The sequence below is a fragment of the Arthrobacter sp. NPDC093128 genome (genome assembly GCF_040683875.1).
Taxonomy (GTDB): domain Bacteria; phylum Actinomycetota; class Actinomycetes; order Actinomycetales; family Micrococcaceae; genus Arthrobacter.
The window spans coordinates 51463-72819 of record NZ_JBFBEY010000023.1; the positions used below are offsets into that span (position 1 = coordinate 51463).

General features: G+C 61.0%; 24 protein-coding genes. 8 read left to right on the forward strand and 16 right to left on the reverse strand.

Annotated elements, in window-relative coordinates; all coding sequences use genetic code 11:
- Positions 1-8 precede the first annotated feature (8 nt).
- Positions 9-296, forward strand: coding sequence for a DUF1330 domain-containing protein (locus tag AB0N24_RS22335; protein ID WP_364129213.1), 288 nt, complete (start codon positions 9-11; stop codon positions 294-296).
- A gap of 336 nt (positions 297-632) precedes the next feature.
- On the opposite strand, the gene AB0N24_RS22340 is transcribed toward AB0N24_RS22335, so the two are convergent.
- The 8 genes from AB0N24_RS22340 to AB0N24_RS22375 form a co-directional block, all read right to left on the reverse strand.
- The gene (locus AB0N24_RS22340) at positions 633-1019 is read right to left on the reverse strand and encodes a nuclear transport factor 2 family protein (RefSeq protein WP_364129216.1); all 387 of its coding nucleotides are present in this window, start codon (positions 1017-1019) and stop codon (positions 633-635) included.
- A gap of 460 nt (positions 1020-1479) precedes the next feature.
- Entirely contained in the window at positions 1480-2235 is a 756-nt protein-coding gene (locus AB0N24_RS22345) for an SDR family oxidoreductase (protein WP_364129218.1), read from the reverse strand.
- A 44-nt stretch (positions 2236-2279) separates the two neighbouring features.
- Positions 2280-2708 carry a universal stress protein gene (locus AB0N24_RS22350; RefSeq protein ID WP_364129221.1) on the reverse strand — a complete coding sequence of 143 codons (429 nt, stop codon included), beginning with the start codon at positions 2706-2708 and terminating at the stop codon, positions 2280-2282.
- A gap of 23 nt (positions 2709-2731) precedes the next feature.
- Entirely contained in the window at positions 2732-3586 is an 855-nt protein-coding gene (locus tag AB0N24_RS22355) for an amino acid ABC transporter permease (protein ID WP_364129224.1), read from the reverse strand.
- A 14-nt stretch (positions 3587-3600) separates the two neighbouring features.
- Positions 3601-4281 (reverse strand): amino acid ABC transporter permease, encoded by a 681-nt coding sequence (locus AB0N24_RS22360; protein ID WP_364129226.1) that lies wholly within the window; start codon positions 4279-4281, stop codon positions 3601-3603.
- A gap of 33 nt (positions 4282-4314) precedes the next feature.
- Positions 4315-5157 (reverse strand): glutamate ABC transporter substrate-binding protein, encoded by an 843-nt coding sequence (locus AB0N24_RS22365; RefSeq protein ID WP_364129229.1) that lies wholly within the window; start codon positions 5155-5157, stop codon positions 4315-4317.
- Positions 5158-5228: 71 nt separating this feature from the next.
- Positions 5229-5957 carry an amino acid ABC transporter ATP-binding protein gene (locus tag AB0N24_RS22370; protein ID WP_364129232.1) on the reverse strand — a complete coding sequence of 243 codons (729 nt, stop codon included), beginning with the start codon at positions 5955-5957 and terminating at the stop codon, positions 5229-5231.
- Between the two features lie 383 nt (positions 5958-6340).
- On the reverse strand, positions 6341-7000 hold the full coding sequence (locus tag AB0N24_RS22375; protein WP_364129235.1) for a GntR family transcriptional regulator: 660 nt from the start codon (positions 6998-7000) through the stop codon (positions 6341-6343).
- Positions 7001-7265: 265 nt separating this feature from the next.
- Here AB0N24_RS22375 and AB0N24_RS22380 point away from each other — a divergent pair, with 265 nt between their 5' ends.
- From AB0N24_RS22380 to AB0N24_RS22395, 4 genes are read left to right on the forward strand one after another with little or no spacing between them, the layout of a single operon-like run.
- Positions 7266-8726, forward strand: a complete 1461-nt coding sequence (locus tag AB0N24_RS22380) for an NAD-dependent succinate-semialdehyde dehydrogenase (protein ID WP_364129237.1) — start codon at positions 7266-7268, stop codon at positions 8724-8726.
- A 49-nt stretch (positions 8727-8775) separates the two neighbouring features.
- Entirely contained in the window at positions 8776-9999 is a 1224-nt protein-coding gene (locus AB0N24_RS22385; protein ID WP_364129240.1) for a pyridoxal phosphate-dependent aminotransferase, read from the forward strand.
- A complete protein-coding gene (locus AB0N24_RS22390) occupies positions 9996-10544 on the forward strand; it encodes a thiamine pyrophosphate-binding protein (protein WP_364129243.1) in 549 nt (182 codons plus the stop codon). The genes AB0N24_RS22385 and AB0N24_RS22390 overlap by 4 nt, the downstream gene beginning before the upstream one ends.
- Entirely contained in the window at positions 10541-11116 is a 576-nt protein-coding gene (locus tag AB0N24_RS22395; protein ID WP_364129246.1) for a thiamine pyrophosphate-dependent enzyme, read from the forward strand. The genes AB0N24_RS22390 and AB0N24_RS22395 overlap by 4 nt, the downstream gene beginning before the upstream one ends.
- A 75-nt stretch (positions 11117-11191) precedes the next feature.
- Here AB0N24_RS22395 and AB0N24_RS22400 read toward each other — a convergent pair whose 3' ends face one another.
- The 3 genes from AB0N24_RS22400 to AB0N24_RS22410 all read right to left on the reverse strand — a co-directional run bounded on the left by AB0N24_RS22400 (position 11192) and on the right by AB0N24_RS22410 (position 13863).
- Positions 11192-11320, reverse strand: coding sequence for a hypothetical protein (locus AB0N24_RS22400; protein ID WP_364129249.1), 129 nt, complete (start codon positions 11318-11320; stop codon positions 11192-11194).
- A 2-nt stretch (positions 11321-11322) separates the two neighbouring features.
- Positions 11323-12684: an MFS transporter gene (locus AB0N24_RS22405; RefSeq protein WP_364129252.1), complete on the reverse strand. Its 1362-nt coding sequence runs from the start codon at positions 12682-12684 to the stop codon at positions 11323-11325.
- A 78-nt stretch (positions 12685-12762) separates the two neighbouring features.
- The gene (locus AB0N24_RS22410; RefSeq protein WP_364129255.1) at positions 12763-13863 is read right to left on the reverse strand and encodes a zinc-binding dehydrogenase; all 1101 of its coding nucleotides are present in this window, start codon (positions 13861-13863) and stop codon (positions 12763-12765) included.
- 319 nt (positions 13864-14182) lie between these two features.
- Between AB0N24_RS22410 and AB0N24_RS22415 the strand changes: the two genes are divergently transcribed.
- Entirely contained in the window at positions 14183-15076 is an 894-nt protein-coding gene (locus AB0N24_RS22415; RefSeq protein WP_364129257.1) for a LysR family transcriptional regulator, read from the forward strand.
- 34 nt (positions 15077-15110) lie between these two features.
- On the opposite strand, the gene AB0N24_RS22420 is transcribed toward AB0N24_RS22415, so the two are convergent.
- On the reverse strand, positions 15111-15755 hold the full coding sequence (locus AB0N24_RS22420; RefSeq protein ID WP_364129260.1) for a TetR/AcrR family transcriptional regulator: 645 nt from the start codon (positions 15753-15755) through the stop codon (positions 15111-15113).
- A 251-nt stretch (positions 15756-16006) separates the two neighbouring features.
- Here AB0N24_RS22420 and AB0N24_RS22425 point away from each other — a divergent pair, with 251 nt between their 5' ends.
- Both AB0N24_RS22425 and AB0N24_RS22430 read left to right on the forward strand, forming a co-directional pair.
- The gene (locus AB0N24_RS22425) at positions 16007-16312 is read left to right on the forward strand and encodes an antibiotic biosynthesis monooxygenase family protein (protein ID WP_364129263.1); all 306 of its coding nucleotides are present in this window, start codon (positions 16007-16009) and stop codon (positions 16310-16312) included.
- A gap of 92 nt (positions 16313-16404) precedes the next feature.
- The gene (locus AB0N24_RS22430; RefSeq protein ID WP_364129266.1) at positions 16405-16617 is read left to right on the forward strand and encodes a hypothetical protein; all 213 of its coding nucleotides are present in this window, start codon (positions 16405-16407) and stop codon (positions 16615-16617) included.
- A gap of 603 nt (positions 16618-17220) precedes the next feature.
- Here the strand turns inward: AB0N24_RS22430 and AB0N24_RS22435 are convergent.
- From AB0N24_RS22435 to AB0N24_RS22450, 4 genes are all read right to left on the reverse strand, one after another.
- The gene (locus AB0N24_RS22435; protein WP_364129269.1) at positions 17221-18261 is read right to left on the reverse strand and encodes an NAD(P)-dependent alcohol dehydrogenase; all 1041 of its coding nucleotides are present in this window, start codon (positions 18259-18261) and stop codon (positions 17221-17223) included.
- A 160-nt stretch (positions 18262-18421) separates the two neighbouring features.
- Positions 18422-19165, reverse strand: coding sequence for an SDR family oxidoreductase (locus AB0N24_RS22440; protein WP_364129271.1), 744 nt, complete (start codon positions 19163-19165; stop codon positions 18422-18424).
- A 107-nt stretch (positions 19166-19272) separates the two neighbouring features.
- Positions 19273-20382, reverse strand: a complete 1110-nt coding sequence (locus AB0N24_RS22445; RefSeq protein WP_364129274.1) for an NADH:flavin oxidoreductase/NADH oxidase — start codon at positions 20380-20382, stop codon at positions 19273-19275.
- A gap of 489 nt (positions 20383-20871) precedes the next feature.
- The gene (locus AB0N24_RS22450; RefSeq protein WP_364129279.1) at positions 20872-21174 is read right to left on the reverse strand and encodes a carboxymuconolactone decarboxylase family protein; all 303 of its coding nucleotides are present in this window, start codon (positions 21172-21174) and stop codon (positions 20872-20874) included.
- Positions 21175-21357 lie beyond the last annotated feature (183 nt).

A 21357-nucleotide genomic window follows, 5' to 3' on the forward strand; every position in this document is an offset into this window, starting at 1 on the left:
GCCAAACTATGCCGGTGTATGCGGTGTTCACACATGAAGAAACCCATGACCCCGAAGAAATGGCGGCGTACAGTGCAGCCGTAGGAAAGACATTCGACCCCTACCCGGCGAAGGTCATTGCCGCCTACGGAACCCAGGATGTACTTGAGGGCCCGGCTCCGGAGGGCGTTGCGATTGTGGAGTTCCCAACGATGGAAGATGCTCGTGCGTGGTACGACAGCCCGGAATATCAAGGTATCGTCCAGCACCGGTGGCGTGGTTCGACTTACCGTGCCGTCATTGTCCAGGGCCAGTGACCGCGGCCTGTTGGCGCTGGCAACACTTTAAGCACCAATAGGTGGCGGCCATCGAGTGGCGAGTCTCCGAGCGGCCGTTGCCACCCCCTTGTTTTTGGGAGTGGCAACGGCCGCTTTCGCTTACCTGGTTGCTGTAGGGCCCGCGTCGAGGATCGATAGTGGCAGCCGCCCAGGCGCTGCGCCAGTACATCTCGAATTCACGGATCTGTCCGTTTATATTCCTGTTGACGACCTCGACACCTCCGCCCACGCAAAACGCTCGGCTGGGAAACCCCGGCCGAGCGTTTTGCGTCATTTACCGATAGCCACCTAGTCGGTCGTGACCGAGGGGCGAACTCAGTCTTCGTACTGGTGGTAAACCTTGGCGATGATCGTCCATCTGCCGTCCTGTTTCAGCAGAGTGTGAAAGTCCGTGTAGTCGGCGCCGATTGCATCGTTCTCCATGTCGACGCGAACTACCGCAGTGGTGGGCGTGATGGCGAGGATGTCGAGCCGGGTCTTGATGTCCGGGGCGCTGCCGTTTTGGTCCACAAAGTCAAAGAGATTGCGGATCGTGCCACCCAGCAGCTTGCCGTTGGTGAAGCCGTACATTACTGCGTCGGGGTTGAATGCCTGGGCCACGCCTTTCGAACTTCCAACGCGGAGGCCCTCGACGTACTCGGAGACGGCAGAGATGACGTCGTCATAGTCTTGGGTGGGTACAACCTTGATATTTTTCGCCATGTAATTTCCTTCGGTTTCGCACTGAAAGTGGGATGGTGGCTTCGCCACTAATATGAATAATATTCAGGTTTCAGGTTTAAGTCCATGACAAGAGGGAATTACGTCATCTGCTGGGGCGATGCTGCGACGGGCCGGAGTCTTCCACGCGACTTGTCGCTTACTGGCCTACACCGTGAACGACCCAGCCGTCCGTTTCGGGATAGCAGTCCCGCCTCCGGCCTCCACCGCGCCAGAGCCAAGCACCGATCCGTCCTCAGTGACGGTGTCGACAACTCCTCCATGGCCGGCTAGATCTCCGCAAGCGATTTCCACCTTTGCGCCCGTTTCCAGCGATGAACAAGCGGCGCCGGGGGACGCCAACAGTACCGACCCTGTGCCCGCAGAAACGCCGCCGCTTCCTTTGCCGACTGCCTCGCTGCTGCGTCGTTTCATTCGTCCTCCTCAGTGATGCGTTCGATTCTCACGTGCGCAAGTAGGAGGCGCCGTTGAGATCAAGGATTGCCCCCGTTGCCCACATGGCCTCGGGAGATGCAAGGAAACTTACGGCTGCAGCTATCTCGTCTGCGCAGGCCACGCGGCCCGTGGGACTCTGTGCCGCTATCGCGACGCCTTCGGGCCCATTGAGCCGGCCTTCATTGCGTTCGGTGGACACGAATCCCGGCGCCACGGAGGTGACAGCGATATTGTGCGGGGCCAGCGAGACTGCCAACGACTGGCCGAGAGAGTGGAGGGCAGCCTTGCTGGCGCCGTAGGCAGGGTGCTCCGGTTCACCGCGAAACGCCCCGCGGGAGCCGATGTTGATGATCCGGCCGCCGTCGCCCTGTTTGATCATCTGCTGTGCAGCGCAGAACGTGATGTTCGCGGTTCCAACCAGATTTACGTCCAAGGCCGCTTGCCATGCCTCCTGCCAGGCTCCGTAAATGACGGTGTCGACAGGATGGGCAACCATTGGGGCCGCCGCGCAGTTGACGAGGATATCCACCCTGCCAAGACGTTCAACGGTTGAAGCCACGATGTTCTCCGCGTCCTGCGGGACGCGGAGGTCTCCGCGGATGATGTGGTGGCCCGTTCCGGATAATGCAGCGAGTGTTTCTTCCGCAGCAGCACGGCTGTTCGCAAAGTGGAGCATCACAACGTCTCCCGAGGCTGCGAACCTTTCCGCGACCGCCCGGCCTATGCCGCGTGCGGCTCCCGTGACCAGCACAGTGCGTTTCATGTCTTGTGTCCTTCCTGCTTTGTCGTCCGTGTTGTCGCTTCTGATCAGGCGTTGTTTGTTTTCACGATCAAGACGTCGCATTGTGCTCCGTGGGCGACGCTGTTCGCCACGCTTCCCAGGACGCGTCCGAGTCCCTGCATGTGCTTGTTGCCGACCACAATCGTGTGCGCTTCGTACATTTCCGCGTGCCGTATCAGAGCCTGGGCCGGTGTCCCGCGCACTGCGAACGGCACTGCATCAACTCCGGCGGTGCCCAGGCTCCCGACCACGGATTTGGCCACTTGCTCGGCTTCATCTGCGTCGGAGACCATCAACCGGTCGCTGCCTGAACCGAATTCCGTGATTCGGTCGTTGTCGAAGGCCGTCACGACGTTCAGAGTGCTATCGAGGGCGGCGGCTATACGGCTGGCGGACTGTGCTGTCCTCAATGCGCTGGGGCTGTGGTCTACGCCGACCACAATTACTTCGGCCATGGGTTCCTTCTGTTCGTTGGCTACTAGGCTGCTGTGGTTAGCACTTCGGCGGAAGCAGGTTTTTTGCTCGTTTTCCGCCCTTTGCGGAGCCGGTTTTCCACGCTGGTGGCCAGTTGTGAGAGGGCGAGGTTGATGGCGATCATCACGGCGGCGATGACGAGCAGTGCCGGGATGTAGTTTGCGTAGGCCGACCCGGCCTGGATGCCCTGGCGGACGGCCTCGACGTAGGTGATCTGGTATCCCAGTGCAGTGTCTTTCAGCGCCACGACAAGCTGGGCAACGATCGGGGGAAGCATGGCCGTGATGGCCTGGGGGAGGAGGACGATGCGCATTGTCTGGCCGCCGCTTAGCCCTAGGGCCACGGATGCTTCTTCTTGGCCCCGCGGCAGGGAACGGATTCCGGCTCGAACGATTTCCGCTATGACAGCACCGTTGCTGAGTGTCAGGCCAGTCACGACGGCGGCAATTGCGAGTTCTGTGGACGGGAACAGCGAGTAGTTCGCGAAGAGCTGGAAGCAAAAGATCATCAGGATCAGCAGCGGGATGGCCCGGAAGAACTCCACGACTGCTCCACATCCGAAGCGGACGGTACGGATTGTGGACAGGCGACCGATGCCCAGCAGGATCCCGAGAATAATGGCCAGGACCACAGCCATGGCCGCGGCTTGGACGGTGCCCATGATGCCGGGCAGCAGGTACGTGCCCCACATGTCTGCCGTCAGGAAGGGTTGCCACTTCTCAGCCGCCAGCTGGCCCTTCTCATTGAGGGTCGAGACGATCCAGAACAGGCCCGTCACGATTCCCAACAGGCACAGAGCGCTGACGAGCAGGTTCAAAGCCCTGCCACGGGGTCCCGGGACGTCGTAGAGAGTCTTCATAGAGGGAGCGGCGCTCATCGTTTTATCTCCAGTTTCTTGCTCAGGAACCCAAAGAGCGCCCCGGTAGGAAGGGTCAGGACCATGAACCCGAGGGCGAAAATGAGCCCCACCACGATCAAGGCTGACGTGTTCTCGATGACTTCCTTCATCAGCAGGGAGGCTTCCGCGACGCCGATCACTGAAGCCACGGTGGTGTTCTTGGTCAGGGCGATCAGGATGCTCCCCAGGGGTCCAACAACTGACCGGAAGGCTTGCGGAAGGATGATGAAGGTCAGTCCTTGGGTGAAACTCAGTCCGAGGGAACGGCCGGCCTCCGATTGACCGGCGGGGATGGTGTTCACGCCGGCCCGCAAAGCCTCACAGACGAAGGTGGCTGTGTATAGGGTGAAGGAAAGGACCGCGAGCCTGAATGAACTGTCCGTGATTGATGTGGGCGAGTGGGGGTCCGCCAGCGTGATGCCGAGCTGCTGTGCGAGACCGAATGAGGCAAACAGGACTACCAGCGTGAGCGGCGTGTTCCTGATGATGTTGACGTACCCCGTTGCGAGCGTCCGCAGTGCCCACACCGGTGAGGCACGCATAGCGGCGAGCACCGTACCCAGCAGTAGGGAGCCGACGCCGGACAGTACGGTGAGTTGGATCGTGCTGATGAAAGCCTGGATCAGTTGGGGGCCGTACTCGGTAAGAATTTCCACGTGGTGTCCGATTCTTCTTGTGCAGCCGGCTGCTCAGTACCTGTCAACGACAGGAGCCGCAGGCAGCGGGTAGCCTGAGGGGCCGAGGTTGGTTTCAAAGGCCTTGGCCCAGGAACCGTCCTTGATCATTGCCTCGATGGCGCCGTTGATTTTGGCGCGGCCGGAGCTATCGTCTTTCTTCAGCCCAATGCCATAGTTTTCTTTGCTGAATGTCCTGCCAACAAGCTTCAGCTTGCCCTGGTTCACTGAGGCGTAGCCGGCGAGCTGGCTGTCGTCGGTGGTCATGGCATCCACTGCGCCGCTTTTCAGTGCCTCGACGCATGCTGAGGGCGAATCGTATTCCTGCAGCTGGGCGTCCTTGCTGTAGTTCTTCTTGATGTTCTGGGCAGGCGTGGATCCTGTGACGGAGCACAGCTTCTTTCCGCCGTTTAGTGATTCCGGGCCGGTGATGTCGGTGTTGTCAGCCCTTACCAGCAGTGACTGTCCGGCCAGGAAGTATGGCCCGGCGAACGCCACGCGCTCTTTGCGGGCGTCGTTGATGCTGTACGTATTAACGATGTAGTCAACCTGTCCGTTTTGGATCAGGTTTTCGCGCTGTGCCGGAGGTGCTTCCTTCCAGGTGATGCCCGATTCCTTAACCCCCAATTTGGCTGCGACGTACTTGGCGACGTCGACGTCGAACCCTTTGAAGCTGCCGTCCGGGTTCTTGATGCCAAGACCTGGTCGGTCGTAGGAGATCCCGATCGTCAGGGTTCCTGCCTCTGCGTTCTCCTCCAGCCCCTTGCCGCTGGAACTGGCTGCGCTGGAACATCCCGTGGCAGTTCCGGCCAGGAGGAGAGCAATGGTCGAAAGGGTGATGAGTGACTTGATTTTCATGAGTGGTCTCGTTTCTACAGTGCTGGCGAGGCATGCGGGATGCGTCTGTGATGGGGAAGGGCGGTGCGGGGTCAGTGGCTGAGGATCTTGCCGAGAAAATCCCTTGCCCTGGCGGACGCCGGGTCCGAGAAGAATTGATCAGGGGTGGTGTCTTCGAGGATCTGTCCGTCGGCCATGAAGACCACCCTGTCTGCGGCCCGGCGGGCGAAGCCCATTTCGTGGGTGACTACGAGCATGGTCATGCCACCTTTAGCCAGAGAAGTCATGACCTCAAGCACTTCCGTTACCATTTCCGGATCGAGGGCGGACGTGGGTTCATCAAAGAGCATGACCTTGGGCTCCATCGCCAGGGCCCGTGCGATGGCAACCCTCTGCTGCTGACCGCCGGAAAGTTGTGCCGGTAGCTTGTCGGCCTGGTTACCGATGCCCACTCGGTCCAGCAATGCCATTGCCCTCTCCCGGGCGGCCACTTTGGAAATTCTTCGCACCTTCTGCGGCGCAAGCATCACGTTCTCGAGGATGGTCTTATGCGCGAAGAGGTTGAAGGACTGAAAAACCATGCCTACATCGGCCCGGTACCGGGTCAATGCCTTTCCCTCCTCGGGAAGCGGCTTCCCATCTACCGCAATGGTGCCGGAATCGACAGTCTCCAAACGGTTGATGGTCCGGCACAGTGTCGATTTGCCCGAACCTGACGGGCCGAGCACGACCACAACCTGGCCACGCCCCACGTCGAGGCTGACGTCACGAAGGACGTGCAGGGGACCAAAATGCTTGTTGACTCCCCGTACGGAGATCATTGCGGTTGGACTTGAGTCGGTGCTGGCAGGCCCATTGAGTGTTGCCTTGCGAGTTTCCATGAGTTGCCGTTCGTTCTACTTGGTTGGACGGTCCTGCCCGCAGGACATTGGCGCGGGCGTCCGGACGGGGGCAGGAGTTGGGAAGCGATCAATGCGATGTGAATCACTATTGACGTACGTTCTGAATGTTAACATTTGTACTCTGCAACTGCCTCACATGCAAGAGGTTGCTTCGAAGCAGAGCCGGCGTTCCCTGCGGTCAGGGTTCTTCGCGTGAGGTTCGTTGGTACCCGGCCGGCCGCCAAAGCGCCATGACAATGCCAAAAGGCCAGGCCCCTACGCTGGGGCCCGGCCTTGAGTGGCTTTCGATTGCGGACAGGGCTCTAGGCGGTCGGAGCCTCAGTGTCAGCGACGTCGTCATCCATGGTGATCAGGACGCGCTCGAAGGCGGTTTGGATGTGGTCGCGGACCAGTTCTTCTGCCTGCTTACCGTCGCGGTCCTTGATGACCCGGTACATTTCCCAGTGCTCCGGGCCGATGAGTTCCTTGTAGTCGTCATGGCCATGCTGCCTGTTGAGCAGCAGGAGGGCGATCTGCGACCGCAGGCCCAGCCAGACGTTGGTTAGCCGCTCGTGTCGGGCACAGGCGTAAATGGCGTCATGGAATGCGATGTCGGCCTGCAGCATCCGCGTGGGATCGCCGTCTGCCGTGGCTTTTTCGATGTCTTCGGCGTGGGTCCTGATGATCTCCAGATCATCTTCGGTCCGATTTTCAATGAGGCGCCTAATTGCCAACAGCTCCATCGAATAACGCAATGAATAGATCTCGTCGAGATCCTTGCGGGTGAAGACGGTGACCCGGGATCCGCGGTGCCAATCGCCCTGAAGCAGCCCCTCTTGGCGCAATTGGATGATGGCGTCACGGACGGGTCCGCGGCTGACTGACAGGGAGGTCGCGAGTTCAACCTCGTTCAACCTGGTGCCCGGCGCAATCTCGCCGCTGAGTATGGCTGCTCGTATTCGATCGGCGACATCCTGTGCCATACCCCGTCGCTTGAGGGGTGCGCTTAAAGCTGCGCCCTTGACAATTGCATCAATTCCGGATTTCATAATGTTAACATTCTTACAGTTGGGCGGGGGATACCGCTAGTGCGGATGGTTCCCAACCTATCCCAGGGCTGCGCTTTGTAGCACCCCAGCACCTATAGGGGCGTCGTGGCGATCGGCCGGAGGCTGTCCAGGCCTCCGAGTTCGCGAGCAGCATCTTTCCCATTCTCAACGAATCCTCCTGACCTCAAGGAACCCCAGCATGAATTCACTCGCCACATCAACTTTGCCAAGGACGGGCCTGTACATCGGCGGAAGTTGGATGCCCGCGTCCTCCGGTTCGACGCTCAAGGTCCTCAACCCTGCCACCGAGGAAGTTCTTGCCGAAGTTGCTGACGCCAATGCGGACGATGGGCTCAAAGCGCTCGATGCGGCGAGCAGCGCACGGATCGCTTGGGCAGCCACGCCGGCAGGCAAACGGGCGGACATTCTCGTATCGGTGTATCGGGAGATTCTCGCCCGGCGTGACGATTTTGCGGCCCTGATTGTTGCCGAGATGGGCAAGCCTTGGAGTGAGGCCCAGTCCGAGGTCGATTATGGTGCAGGGTTTTTCCGATGGTTCGCGGAGTCAGGCGGGCGCCTGCATCTGGAGGGCCAGTTCGGGACCGAACCCGGTGGGCAGTATCGGATAGCAGTTTCTAAACGCCCAGTGGGACCCTGTCTGCTTATCACCCCGTGGAACTTTCCCTTGGCGATGGGCGCCAGGAAGATTGCGCCGGCCCTGGCTGCAGGATGCACCGTCGTCCTGAAGCCTGCTGAACAGACCCCGCTCACCAGTTTGCTGCTGGCGGAAGTCCTTGAGGCTTGCGGCGTACCTGCCGGGGTAGTGAATGTCATTGTCACGACCGATTCACCGCGGGTCGTAGCCAGGATCATGGAAGACCCCCGGCTGAGGAAATTGTCCTTCACAGGATCAACGGCCGTCGGTAAGATCCTGCTCCGCCAGGCAGCGGAGAACGTGTTGAACACGTCCATGGAGCTGGGCGGCAACGGGCCCCTCATCGTGTTTGACGATGCTGACTTGGACCAGGCCGTCGAGGGGGCCATGGTAGCCAAGATGCGCAACGGCGGTGAGTCGTGTGTCGCCGCCAACAGGATTTTCGTTCACCGGGACGTAGCGCCGGAGTTCATTCGCCGCTTCACCGCAAGGATGCGGGAGGTAAGCGTGGGTGATGGGGCTGATCCCGCATCCGGCCTGGGGCCCTTGATTGACGAGCGCCAGCTGACGAAGGTCAGTTCCTTGGTTGCCGATGCGGTCGCCAAGGGCGCCGACTGCGTCCTGGGCGGCAGCAGGAGGTCAGGGCGCGGCTACTTCTACGAACCCACTGTCCTGCGCAACATCCCTGACACAGCAGACCTGAGCACCGAGGAAATCTTCGGCCCGGTCGCAGCGATCTACGAGTTCGGCTCTGAAGAGGAAGTCCTCAGCCGCGCCAACAACACTCCGTTCGGCTTGGCTTCCTACATCTTTACCCGTGACCTTGGCCGTGCACTCCGCGTCTCGGATGCCCTGGAAACCGGGATGACGGGAGTCAACAGAGGGGTAGTCAGCAATCCATCTGCCCCGTTCGGTGGAGTGAAGGCATCCGGACTGGGTCGAGAGGGCGGCATCGAAGGACTGGATGCCTACCTCGAAACCAAGTACACCGGCATCCAGATCTGAACCCCGCCAGTCAGCCTTTCATACCTTCTTAGCAACGGAGCAACATCTAATGACCACTCTTACCGCCAGTCGCCTCAGCCGTGCGGCAGCACGTCTGGACGAGATCAAGCCTTCGCCTATCCGGATGATTTTTGACAAGGCCGCGGCGCTGGACGCCGCGGGCGAGAAGGTCTATCACTTCGAAATCGGGCGTCCCGACTTCGATACCCCCAACGCGGCCAAGGATGCTGTGACTGCTTCCCTGGGCCGCGGCGAGGTCCACTACGGGCCGAACGCGGGCACGGCAGACCTGCGCTCCGCCATTGCCGGCTACCTTCAGGACCGGCGGGGCACCAGCTACGACCCGGCCTCGGAGGTGCTCGTCACCATCGGCGCGAACGAGGCAGTGTTCCTGGCTCTGATGGCGTTCTGCGGCCCGGGCGATGAGGTCATCGTCCCGGTTCCGGCCTGGGCGCACTACCAGTCCTGTGTCCGGCTGACCGGGGCCACTCCCGTTCCTGTCCCCCTGAAAGCAGACGCTGATTTCGGTCTGGACCTGGACGCCATCGAGGCTGCCATCACGGACCGCACCCGGATGGTCATCATCTGCACGCCGAACAACCCGACCGGCGGAGTCGCATCCCAGGCAGAGATCGAGAGACTGGCCCGGATCCTGGAACCCACTGATGCGCTGTTGATGTCCGACGAGATCTATGCGGACCTGGTCTATGAGGACACAGCGCATGTTTCCCCCGCAGCAGTGAGGGACCTGCGTGAGCGGACCCTCGTCATTGGGGGATTCGCCAAGGCCTTCGCGATGGACGGGTGGCGGCTGGGCTGGTTGGCCGGCCCCCGGGAGCTCATCACCCCGGCCCTGCGCGTGCGCCAATACACAACTGTCTGCCCGCCGACGTTCCTTCAGCCCGGCGCCGCTGCCGCCCTGCGGGAGGCCGGCGCCGAAGCAGAAGCCATGCGCCAGGAATTCGAGGTCCGCCGTCGTGCCGGCCTTGAGATCCTCTCCGAAGTTCCCGGCGTTTCGGTGAGCAAGCCAGACGGGGCGTTCTACTTCTACATCACGTATTCGCCCGAGACTGCTGAGCCTGCAGAACAGTTGGCCATGCGCCTGCTCGAAGAGCAGAACGTGGCAGTTGTTCCGGGCACCGCATTCGACCCCGAGGGCGGGAAGCACTCGATCCGAGTTTCCTATGCCTGCCACATCGATGACCTGACCGAAGGACTGCGGCGCATCGTCCAGACCCTGACCACCACCCCGCCCGAAGGAGCACAGCAGTGACAACCATTACCCAGGAACGCCACCAGGAGGTGATCGAGGCCATCACCGGCCTCGCCCCTGACGGCATCGCCTACGTCCCCAGCGCGAGCATTGCCCCGATCATCAACGGCCTGCTCGACGCCGCCGGCAAGGAAGGCGGCCCGAACGTCTTCCCGGTCTCCCGGGAAGAGGAAGCCGTCGGCATCGTCGGCGGCTACCCCTTCGCGGACAAATTCGGTGTCATCGTCATGCAGGACAACGGCTTCGGCAACGCCCTGACAGCCCTGACCACCATGGCGGTCTCCTATCACCTGCCCATGCTCATCGTGGCCAACACCCGCGGCGGCCTCGGTGAATACAACTCCATGATTCACAGCATCTCCGAACCCGTCCCGGAACTGCTCCGCTCCACCAACATCCCGGTCTTCCGGGTGGACCGCCGTAACCCGGCAACAGACTGGGGAGCCACCGTCGCCGAAGCCGGAAACCACGCACGCATGACCTTCCGCCCCGTCGTCGTGCTCATGGAATTCTTCGACCACAACGACAAGAAAGCAAAAGCATGAAACGCATCGAAGCCCTGCGGACCATCGTCGACGCCACCCCGGACCTTCCGGTCGTGGCAACCTGCGCCGCCACCAGCCGCGAACTGGCCTCCGTGGAAGACCGCGACAACCACCTCTACCTCCTCGACGCCATGGGCCTGGCCATCTCAGTCGGCACCGGCATCGCACAGGCAACCGCCGGAACATCCGTCCCCCGCACCGTCGTGATCGAAGGCGACGGCTCACTGCTCATGAACCCCGGCGCAGCACTCACGGCCGGCTACCTCGAACCCGAAAACCTCGTCATCGTCCTCCTGGACAACGGCGTCTACGCCTCCACCGCCAGCATCCCCACCCACGCCGAAAAGCTCGACCTCGGCCGCATCGCAGAATCCGTGGACCTCAAAGTCCTCCGGGCCAGCAACACCACCGAACTCAAGGAAGCCCTCCAAACCTCCCTGGACCAGCCAGGCCCATGGTTCATCCACACCCGCACAGAACCCGGCAACGAACCAGGCACCAAACTCCTCCTCATCGACCCCGTCGTCCACGGCGACCGCTTCCGCCGCTGGCTCACCGAACGCATCGGCTAAAGCTGCATCACCAGGTATGCGCAGAGCCCGGCCGGAACATCCGGCCGGGCTCTTCCGCATATTAGATTAGGGTCGCTAGCCGGCATCCTCGGTGAGCAGGATGACGTAATCCTGAGCAAAATCCGAATATGCACTCACTGCCAGATTGATCGCATCAAGCACGGATGCAATGGGACGTGTCATGGCCTTCTCTTCGGCGGGCATGGTCAGTAGCTGCCGGTGCGGGTCGAAGCCAGGGGGAGCGCCGCAGTCTTGCCAATGGCGTCAAGGTCGTAATCCTTGGACTCCCGTGCTCTGCTGACAGCCGCTACAGCGATGAGTGTGGTCACCACAATGATGACGACCAATGGCCACGTCCCGCCGGACCAGAGCACCAAGGTGCTGGCAATCACGGGGGTAAAGCCAGCCAAGAGGATGGCCGCCGTCTGGTAGCCGACGGAGATGCCGGTGTAGCGGACCTCGGTGGGGAAGAGTTCGCAGTAGAATGCCGGCAGGACCGAGTAGACGGCCGCATGACCAAGGGCAAGGAAGATGGCCACCCCCAGGGCAATTGCGAACGGATTGCCCGTCTGGATCATGGCGAAGATGGGCCAGGCACTGACAATGATGACACCTGCACCGAAGAAGAAGGTCCGTTTCCGGCCGACACGGTCGGAAATGGCCCCGAATACCGGAATCATCAGGATGTTCAGCGCTGAACCGATCATGACGGCTATCAGACCGTAGTACGCAGGAAGCTTGAGAGTCGTCGCCACGTAGGAGAGCAGGAACACCGTGAAGAGGTAGTAATTTCCTGCCTCGGCAAAACGCGAGAAGAGCGCGATGAGAAGGGACCTGCGGTGGTATTTGAAGACTACCGGGATGGGTGCCTTCTGCGCCTCCTGCTTCCGTTCGGCTTCCGCTTTGGCCGCCAGGAAGGCGGGACTTTCGCTGGCATTGAGGCGGATGTAAAGGCCGACGGCGGCGAGCAGCACACTGACAAGGAAGGGCAGGCGCCAACCCCAGTTGCTGAACTGGTCTCCTGAGACGGCCTGGGAAAGTGCGACTGCCCCCGTCCCGAGTAGCAGACCGCAGGACACGCCGATCTGAGGCCAGGAACCAAAGAATCCACGCCGGCCGGCAGGTGCGTTTTCAACGGCAATAATGGCGGCGCCGCCCCACTCCCCGCCTACGGCAAAGCCCTGGGTCAGTCGGAGAACGCACAGCAGCACAGGGGCCCAGAATCCTACTGCTTCGTACGTGGGGAGCAGCCCGATGGTGGCCGTGGACGCACTCATGATCAGGAATGTGAGAATCAAGGTGGACTTGCGTCCGATCTTGTCACCGAGGTGACCGGCAACGAAAGCTCCGACAGGTCTGGCCAGGAAGCCAACCCCGAAACTGGCGAGGGCAGCGATCTGTGACACGCCTGGCTCGGTGGCTGGAAAGAAGAGATTACCGAAGACGAGCGCTGCGGCCGTACCGTAGACCGTGTATTCGTACCACTCGATGATGGCACCTACCGTGCCCGAGATCAGGCTCTTGCGCCGCACCTGGTCAGGCGTCATTGCCGACAGGGTAGAGGACATTGGTTTGTTCCGTTCGGTGAGTCGGGACAGCAGCGTCCCGGAGTTTTTAGGAGGGCTGGGCGGACAGTTCAGCTCGGGCTATTTCTGCATCATGATTGCCGCCCGAGTCACTTCTCTGGCCAGGGACTTCTCAAGCGCGGTCTCGACGTCGGCGAGGGGGAAGACAGCATCCACCAGGTGGCTGAAGGGGTACTTCTCCTGATGGCGGGTCAGGAAACCAAGTGCCTTCAAGAGGTACCTTCCTTCGTATCTGTCCACGTGCTTGATGGTGAGTGCCTTGCGGGTAACGAAGCCGGGGTCAAACGGTACCGTTGCGCCAGGCGACAGGTTGCCCATCACGAGGTACCGTCCACCGCGGCGGATCTGCTGAAGGCCTTCGGCGAAGGCAGCCGGAACGCCGGTCACTTCAACGGCGACGTCGGGACCGCGGCCGGCTGTCAATGATTTGATCTCCTCGACGCGGTCCTCGACCGAAGTGACCTGGGTGAGATCGATTGTGTGGTCCGCACCGAAGGCTCTGGCCTGCTCTAAACGCGTGGGCACCGCGTCGATAACGACGACCTGGGCCCCACGTTCCTTTGCCACCGCCACGGCGTTCAGGCCGAGCCCTCCGGCGCCTTGGACCAGCAAGGTCTCGCCATACTGCAGACCAATCTGGTCAATGCCGTAAATGACCTGCGATAAGGCGCAGTTAGCACCAGCCGCTACCGCGTCCGGCAGAGCGTCCGGAACTTTGTACACGTGTTGGCGGGGGTGGATGTAGTAGTGCGTACCGAAAGCAGCGTGAAAGTGGGGGTATTCGTCGGGCTGCTTGCCGAAGAATTCGTAGGCGTTGTCGCAAAGGTTGGGCTGTCCTCCGACGCACGGTGCGCAGCGGTCGCAGGTTTGGAAGTAGGTGGCCACGATGCGGTCTCCGACGGCAAGCATCTGACCGGCGTTGTCCACACTGCGGCCTTCACCGATGGAAGCGAGAGTTCCCACCATTTCGTGTCCAAGCCCGCCTCTTTTCTTGACGGGGTGTTTACCGTTCCAAATATGGAGCTCCGAGCCGCACACGTTGGCGCGACTGACCTTCATTACTAGGGAGCCGGGGCCCGGGACCGGGACCGGAAATTCTGCGAAATCAAGCTCTCGCGGGCTGGTCATGACGGCTACGGTGCCGTGGGCGGTTTCAACCATGGTTTCCTCTGGTTCTTAGCGGTGGGAGGCCTTAACAGCTGTTTGCTATAGCGCATTGGCAACAGCGGCTCGTCCGAAAATCCACTCGAAGGCTTGGGTGGACTCTTACTGTGCGGTGGCATCCACTACCCATCCCTCGATTTGTGTGATTGTCTTACTAAATCATAAGTAGATCTGAGACTTCAATAAAGAAGAATCTTGGGAACAGTCACTTCTCCCAAACAGAATGCAGCAGGTGGGGGAGATGCCACACCGCAATTAGCTGTCGACCTGCATCGGAAATGGACCGGCCGACGGCGTTCGTCACAGTAGGAGAGCAATGGAGATCGCCCAGCTGGAAATTTTCGTCGCGGTGGCCGAAACCGGCAGCATCACCAGGGCTGCCGGCAAGCTTCTCAGAGTGCCATCTAACGTCTCTACAAGGATTCAGCAGCTTGAACGGGAACTGGGAGTGAAATTGCTCGTTCGCGACAAGCGGCAGAGCACGCTTTCTGCTGACGGGGAGCTGTTCTTGGACTATGCGCGCAGCATCATAGAACTGGTCAATGAGGCAAAGGCGTTCTCTGCTGGCGGGGAGCCGCGGGGACGTTTCCGCCTGGGAGCATTGGAAAGTACGGCCGCCGTTCGGATTCCTCCGATCCTGGCCGCTTTCCACCTGAAGTTTCCCGCCGTCGAACTGGAGTTGGATGCCAATTCCTCCGGGGTCCTCTTTGATCGGTTGCTCACCGGGCAACTGACGGCGGCCTTTACGGACGGGTGCCCGGCTGTGCCATCACTGACTGGAATGAAGGCCTTCACGGAGGAGCTTCGGATCATCACTCCGCGAACTGTCACCAGATTGGATGACGACTTCAGGGCGTCCCACCCGACGGCCTTCGTGTTCGGCCGCGTGTGCTCGTATCGGCAACGATTCGAAGACTGGCTTGATGTCGAAGGTGTTGTGCCCGGGCGCTATCTTGAAATTTCGTCGTACTACAGTATGTTTGCCTGCGTCGCGGCAGGGGCCGGGATAAGTATGATGCCGGCCTCGCTGCTGAAAACGCTGCCCGGCGCTGCCGGTGTAAGGGCGCACCCGATTGCTGGTCCCCTGGGCTCTGCCGAGACTTGGCTGACTTGGCGCCGGGATTGTCGTTCGGCTAACCTCAAGGCCCTCATTGACCAGCTAAAACACCATCTCCGCGCGGTCCCAGTGGAAGTCGCGCCGGGGATTTGAGCGGTTTGCCCCGAGATGCCCTGGAAGGGCGGCGCTACTCGAGGAACGTGGTCAGGTAGTCCACGCTGGAGCGCCTGACCTCTTCAAGGACCTCTGGATCCGCGGCGTCGGGGTTTTGCCGGAAGGCCAGGTCCACTCCCTTGTCGAGCATGCCCACAAAGACTTCCATCACTGTCATCATGGATATTTTCGGGGCATCTTTTCGGATGTGGGTGATGGTGCCGGCCAGCCAGGCCGCCATCACGTCGTCGTGCATCCGGTTGACCTGCAGCATGCGGCCTGAGAATTCATCGGCGAACCACAACCCGCGGAAGGCGGCGTCGGTGGAAAAGTATTCCAGGCAGGCCCGAACCCCGGCGTCAGCCTTGGGGCGCCAGTCAGGCCCGCCGAGGTCCAATCCTGCGTCGTCCATGGCTTCGTCCAGCCCGCGAAGGCAGCCGATGAGGATCTCTTCGAGCAGTGCTTGACGGTTTTCGAAGTACGCGTACATCCAGCCGACCGAGATTCCGGCATCCGCCGCCACCCTGGTGGTGCTCACGGCCTGCAGGCCTTCCTTGATGAGCAACTGACGTGTCACATCCAGAACGCGAGCGAGCTTTTCCCTGCTGCGGCGCTGGGACGCCTGTTTAAAAGCGCCGATGCGGAAGGCGGGGTCATCCATAATATTCCGAAGCGACACGCTCCCCATCCTAAGTCATCGCGAGGTGGGCGGGGGCGCCCCGGAGATGACGACGCCCTGGCATTGCCAGTTGTCAACTACCTTTTGCGACCAGCCACGGGCCCTGGCTGCGATCGAGCCTCAGGGCGCGTCATATTACACGCCATACTCGACGCTTTGTAATGATTGTCATACAGTACGACGTTAAAGGGCCCCAGTTGAACCCTTGCCAGTGAACTAGGTAAGTGCGCAGAATGCTCAAGGGAGAGCTCTTGTTCCAAGTAATCGTCAAATACGACTGTAAGCCTGACATGGCCGATAAGGTCCTCGGTCTGCTGACCAAGATGGCCGCTGCCACAAGACGGGAGCCTGGGAATCTCTGCTATGAGTTCTACCGAGGCTTCGAGAACCCGCGGCAAATTATGATCCTGGAGTCGTTCCATACAGAGGAAGACTTTGACGACCATCAAGCAAGTCCCCATTTTCTAAACCTGACCGTCGAACAGGTGCTTCCCTGTCTGGAAGCACGCCACGTGCTTACATATACGTCGGAAAATGTTCCCCAGGAAGCTCCTTGATCGACCCTTGGGCGCAAACCTCGATGCCTGCGACCGTCTGTGGCCCTTTTCTAAGTTAATAGTCGCCTGTTCAATTTGAAAGGAAAGAAGCGTTGATCGATGAGTACATTGCAGTGCAAGACTGGACGGCGCTGGACGTTGATGTCCAAGTCACGATTGCTGAACCGGGCAGGAGTCCCTTTTCGGCGAAGGTTGAATCGAAGACCGCAGACTCGAGCGTCATTTGGATCGTGGACAACGAAGGATACCGGCGAGCCTTCGATCACCGTGAAGGCGTAGAGGCAGTAGCGGCGTCGAGCCAGTGAATAAGTTGCTCCAGACGCCCAGTGCGCCACGTCCAGCCATCAACAGCCGGATGCCGCTGGCAGCAGCCGTCAGCGCGGACAAATACAGCGAAGGGAGGACTCAATGATCCTCGGGCACGACTTCCCCCTGGCGCTCACGGTAACCGATCGCGAAAGCATGGATTACCAGTTGGACGTTGCTGTTAGGGCGGCCGAACAAAATGCCCTGATGGGCGGGCGCCAGGGAATCCTAGTCACAAGACACAGCATGGATAGTTTCACAGTCGCATTGAGTGATGCCGTACCGTTCGGAGTAACGCGAGAACTCCGAGCCTGGTAGCCGCTCACGCATGGCATCTCATTTGGCACGGCCGGAACCTCATTGAATTGCTTGGCAGTACACGTAATCAACCGGATGGGCACTTTGCTGGAGCGGGCGGCGGCGCACAAAGTGCGTTCAGCCGCATCGCAAGACAGGAGCCCGGACCGGATATCCGGTCCGGGCTCCTGTCCGGGGCGCATAGCGCCAGCGGGGGACGGAACGAACCTCACGAACCTCTGGGCGAACCATCGTTATGAATGGCGATCTAGCCAATCACAGCCAGAACGCCAGGCTGGACGCGCTCAGAACGTCGTGGCGTCGATGACGAAGCGGTAGCGGACGTCGGAGGCCAGGACGCGTTCGTAGGCGTCGTTGATCTTCTCAGCCGGGATCACTTCGATCTCGGCGCCGAGGTTGTGCTCGGCGCAGAAGTCGAGCATTTCCTGGGTTTCGCGGATGCCGCCGATCGCCGAGCCGGCGAAGGAGCGGCGGCCCATGATGAGTGAGAAGACGTTCACCGGGAGCGGTTCCGCCGGGGCACCGACATTCACCAGGGCGCCGTCGAGGGTCAGCAGCTGCAGGTAGGAGCTGATGTCGATCTTGGCGCTGACGGTGTTGATGATCAGGTCGAAGCTGCCGGCCAGGTCCGAGAAGGTGTTCTCGTCGCTGGTGGCGTAGTAGTGGTCCGCGCCCAGTTTCAGGCCGTCCTCCTGCTTCTTCAGCGACTGCGACAGCACGGTGACCTCGGCGCCCATGGCGTGGGCGATCTTGACGGCCATGTGTCCGAGCCCGCCGAGTCCGACGATGGCAACCTTCTTGCCGGGTCCGGCGCCCCAGTGGTGCAGCGGCGAGTAGGTGGTGATGCCGGCGCAGAGCAGCGGCGCGGCGACGTCGAGCTCGATGCCCTCCGGGATCCGCACGACGAAGTCCTCGGTCACCACGACGTGGGTGGAGTAGCCGCCCTGGGTGATGGTGCCGTCGCGGTCCACGGCGCCGTAGGTGCCGGTCATTCCCTTGAGGCAGTACTGCTCTTCGCCCTTTTGGCAGTTGACGCATTCGCGGCAGGAGTTGACCATGCAGCCGACGCCGACGCGGTCGCCGACGGTGTGCTTGGTGACTTCGGCGCCGACCTCGGTGACGATTCCGGCGATTTCGTGGCCGGGGGCCAGCGGGTACTGCTGGGGTCCCCAGTCGCCGCGGACGGTGTGGATGTCGGAGTGGCAGATGCCGGCGTACTTGATCTCGATCAGCACATCACGCGGGCCGACGTCGCGGCGCTCGATGGTGGTGGGAACGAGGGCTCCGTCAGCGGACGGGGCAGCGTAAGCGTTAGCTGTAAACATTATTCTCCATGTGGGTCGGGTTTCCCTTCGTTCGGCTGAGTGCCGTCTTGGTCAGGACTTGGCTGGAGCTGGCCGTCGATGGTGTCATGCGGCCTTGATGGCCTGAGGGAAGCCAAACGGCTGCTCGCGCCTTAGGTGCTGACTGGCCTCCAGCTGGTTGTTACCAGTCTTGGCGGGTAGGGGAGATGACCAGGTCGTTGACGGTGGTGTTTGCGGGCTGGTTAAGGGCGTAGACGGTGGCGTCGGCCACTGCCTCAGAGGTGATGGCCAGGTTGTTGAGTTCCTTGGCTGCTTCTCTTCCGGCTGGGTCGCCCACTTTGTCAGCCCAGCCCGTGTCGATGACGCCGGGGCTGATGGTGCTGGCGCGTATGCCATGGTGGACGCCGAGTTCTTTGCGCATGCTCTCGGTGATGGCGCGAACGAAGAACTTGGTGGCGCTGTAAACGCCTGCGGACTCGCCAATCTGGTGCCCGGCGACGGAGGCCATGTTCAAGATGTGACCGGATTTCTGCTCCAGCATGATGGGTAGGACGGCATGGATGGAATTGAGGTAGCCGCGAATATTTGTATCAATCATCCGGCCCCAGTCCTCGAATGCCAGGTCCTTCCAGGAGGAGAACAGCATCAATCCTGCGTTGTTCACCAGAACGTCGATGGTGCCATAGGTCCCGACGGCGAACTCGGCCAGCGCGCGAACGTCGTCAATGTCTGTAACGTCGGTGACCCGGGAGGCCGCGGTACCGCCGGCCTTATGGATTTCGCCCACGAGAGCATCGAGCCGGTCCTGGTTCCGGGCAGCTGCGACGATCGTCGCCCCATGCGCCGAGAGTGCCGTGGCTGTGGCGGCACCGATGCCGGATGAAGCGCCGGTGATGACGACGATCTTTCCTTCAAGATGATTCATAGTGGACTTCTTTCTAACATTGCGGTTTCGGACAATAAGCCGAGCGCCTCGCAGTTGTTTCGTCTGCGTGTTCCGGTTGATTGGCCGAGGTACGCGATCTTTGTTTGCTAGCGCCTGCGCCGCTTCACGACATAGTCATACTGGTCGGGCCAGCGGGGTTCAGTGCCGAGTGTCTGAGCGGCGTGCTGCGGCCAGTAGGGGTTGCGCAGGAGTTCGCGGCCGAGGAATACGGCGTCGGCCTGACCTGTACTGATGATCTCCTGAGCCTGGTGGGGTTCGGTGATCAGGCCGACGGTGCTTGTGGGGATGCCGGCTTGGTCGCGGGCCTGGGCGGCGAAGGGGACCTGGTAGTTCGGCCCGGCGGGAATCTTCGCATCTCGGACCATGCCGCCCGTGGAGACATCCAGCAGGTCCACACCGTGGGCCTGGAGCTCCTTGGCGAGGCGGACGGTGTCTTCGCTGGTCCAGCCTTCGCGCCCGTCTTCGGGGTTCTCCGTTAGCCAGTCGGTGGCTGAGGTGCGGAAGAAGACAGGGAGGTCGTCCGGCCAGACTTCTCTGACGGCGTCGACTACCTCGAGCGGGAACCGCAACCGGTTCTCGAAGGTTCCGCCGTAGGCGTCCGTTCGATTGTTGGCGGCCGGGGAAAGGAAGGAGTTGATCAGGTAGCCGTGGGCTCCGTGGATCTCAACCACCTGGAACCCGGCTTTCAGGGCGAGCATTGCGGAATGGGCGAAGTCTCTCACTAGCTGCTGAATATCGTCTACGCTCAGCTCCTGCGGGGTGGGCAGGCCATCGTAGGGTTCGGGGCTGGGGGCTACGGCCTTCCAGCCGCCGTCGGCTTCAGGGACGTAGCCATCGGAAAGCCAGGGTTTGTCAACGGAGGCCTTCCGTCCGGCATGGGCAAGCTGGATGGCAGGCACTGCTCCGTGGGAACGGATCGCAGCCGTGATCAGCGCGAACGCTTCCTGCTGACGCTCGTTCCACAAGCCCAGGTCCCAGGGGCTGATGCGTCCGTCAGGACGGACGCCGGTGGCCTCAGCCATTACGAGTCCGGCGCCGCCTGCTGCCCTGCTGGCCAGGTGGGTGAGATGGAAGTCTGTTGGTACGCCGGTCTCCGGTCCCTCGGATGCTGCGGAGTACATGCACATTGGTGCCATCCAGACACGATTGGGGATCTCCAGATCACGTAGCTTCAGGGGTGTGAACAGGCTGTTCAATGTAGATTCTCCTCGTTTCAGACATTTTTGAGCGGGTGGCCACCGGGACCGTGCTCGTTCTGGGAGTCCCGCTCGGGGGCTCGTTAGTACGATAACACTCATAGTACGATATATGTCAAAGTACGATGTCTGCCGTACCTCTAAGGGTGTGCGCATCTCGCGAGTGGAGGCCGCTTACGCCCGCAACTGGGCAGGTGGAGGGAACAGGCCGCAGGCTGGATCCGGAGCGGGAGGAGACCAGGCTTGAGAACGTGCTACGAGCTTTAACCGACCCGATCTGCCTAGGCATCGTCGGGGAACTTGCTGGCGGGTATGACGACATGGCGCGTGTTGCGTTCGTTCTGCCGGTCAGCAGGTCGACCTTCACGCCGCTTCTGGATGCTAAGCAACGCAGGGGTCATTAGGCAGCAGCACTGGGGGTACTTGGATTGTTCACGTGTTGCAAGACCAGCGCAATGGCAACTGTCTGGCCCTATCATCAGGCCTATGTCACCGGGTGCTAGTCGGTGCCTCCGCAGATGCGGATGCTGCCAGTCGATGGCCCGTTTGCTCAGGAGCCCCCCTTGCACCCTCGTGGACCTTGACTGTCGGTTCGATTCCATCAGCGTCGACGACTTCGCGCGATGCTTCAAGGCCGGCCTGGAACGCGACGATTCCCGCTTCCGGAAGGGAAATTTCGATGGCTTCGAGGATTTCGGTCGGAGTCAGGCCCAATTCGAGGGCGACCCTGATGTGGCTCTGGATGTGGCCATTGGAAGCCCGCATGACCGCGAGACTGACGATGAAGATCAGTTTCTGCCATGCATAGGCTGGGTGGTCGCTTTACTCAATTCGTTCGGTGCAGCGTAAGCGGCGGTATTGATGTTTAGACGTGCCGTTGAGGGTTTCGCTGGGGAGTTCGCCGTACTTTTGCCGGTACCTGGCGGCGAACCGGCTCGGGTGGTAGAACCCCCACCTGTTGGCGAGGTCGGTGAT

Excerpts from the sequence above, each read along its gene's own strand:
- AB0N24_RS22375 (WP_364129235.1), bottom strand. The coding sequence starts at position 7,000 with ATGGCACAGGATGTCGCCGATCGAATACGAGCAGCCATACTCAGCGGC.
- AB0N24_RS22440 (WP_364129271.1), bottom strand. The coding sequence starts at position 19,165 with ATGAATCATCTTGAAGGAAAGATCGTCGTCATCACCGGCGCTTCATCC.
- AB0N24_RS22370 (WP_364129232.1), bottom strand. The coding sequence starts at position 5,957 with ATGATCTCCGTACGGGGAGTCAACAAGCATTTTGGTCCCCTGCACGTC.
- AB0N24_RS22340 (WP_364129216.1), bottom strand. The coding sequence starts at position 1,019 with ATGGCGAAAAATATCAAGGTTGTACCCACCCAAGACTATGACGACGTC.
- AB0N24_RS22335 (WP_364129213.1), top strand. The coding sequence starts at position 9 with ATGCCGGTGTATGCGGTGTTCACACATGAAGAAACCCATGACCCCGAA.
- AB0N24_RS22350 (WP_364129221.1), bottom strand. The coding sequence starts at position 2,708 with ATGGCCGAAGTAATTGTGGTCGGCGTAGACCACAGCCCCAGCGCATTG.
- AB0N24_RS22395 (WP_364129246.1), top strand. The coding sequence starts at position 10,541 with ATGAAACGCATCGAAGCCCTGCGGACCATCGTCGACGCCACCCCGGAC.
- AB0N24_RS22415 (WP_364129257.1), top strand. The coding sequence starts at position 14,183 with ATGGAGATCGCCCAGCTGGAAATTTTCGTCGCGGTGGCCGAAACCGGC.
- AB0N24_RS22435 (WP_364129269.1), bottom strand. The coding sequence starts at position 18,261 with ATGTTTACAGCTAACGCTTACGCTGCCCCGTCCGCTGACGGAGCCCTC.
- AB0N24_RS22365 (WP_364129229.1), bottom strand. The coding sequence starts at position 5,157 with ATGAAAATCAAGTCACTCATCACCCTTTCGACCATTGCTCTCCTCCTG.
- AB0N24_RS22380 (WP_364129237.1), top strand. The coding sequence starts at position 7,266 with ATGAATTCACTCGCCACATCAACTTTGCCAAGGACGGGCCTGTACATC.
- AB0N24_RS22385 (WP_364129240.1), top strand. The coding sequence starts at position 8,776 with ATGACCACTCTTACCGCCAGTCGCCTCAGCCGTGCGGCAGCACGTCTG.
- AB0N24_RS22345 (WP_364129218.1), bottom strand. The coding sequence starts at position 2,235 with ATGAAACGCACTGTGCTGGTCACGGGAGCCGCACGCGGCATAGGCCGG.
- AB0N24_RS22355 (WP_364129224.1), bottom strand. The coding sequence starts at position 3,586 with ATGAAGACTCTCTACGACGTCCCGGGACCCCGTGGCAGGGCTTTGAAC.
- AB0N24_RS22405 (WP_364129252.1), bottom strand. The coding sequence starts at position 12,684 with ATGTCCTCTACCCTGTCGGCAATGACGCCTGACCAGGTGCGGCGCAAG.
- AB0N24_RS22400 (WP_364129249.1), bottom strand. The coding sequence starts at position 11,320 with ATGCCCGCCGAAGAGAAGGCCATGACACGTCCCATTGCATCCGTGCTT.
- AB0N24_RS22410 (WP_364129255.1), bottom strand. The coding sequence starts at position 13,863 with ATGGTTGAAACCGCCCACGGCACCGTAGCCGTCATGACCAGCCCGCGA.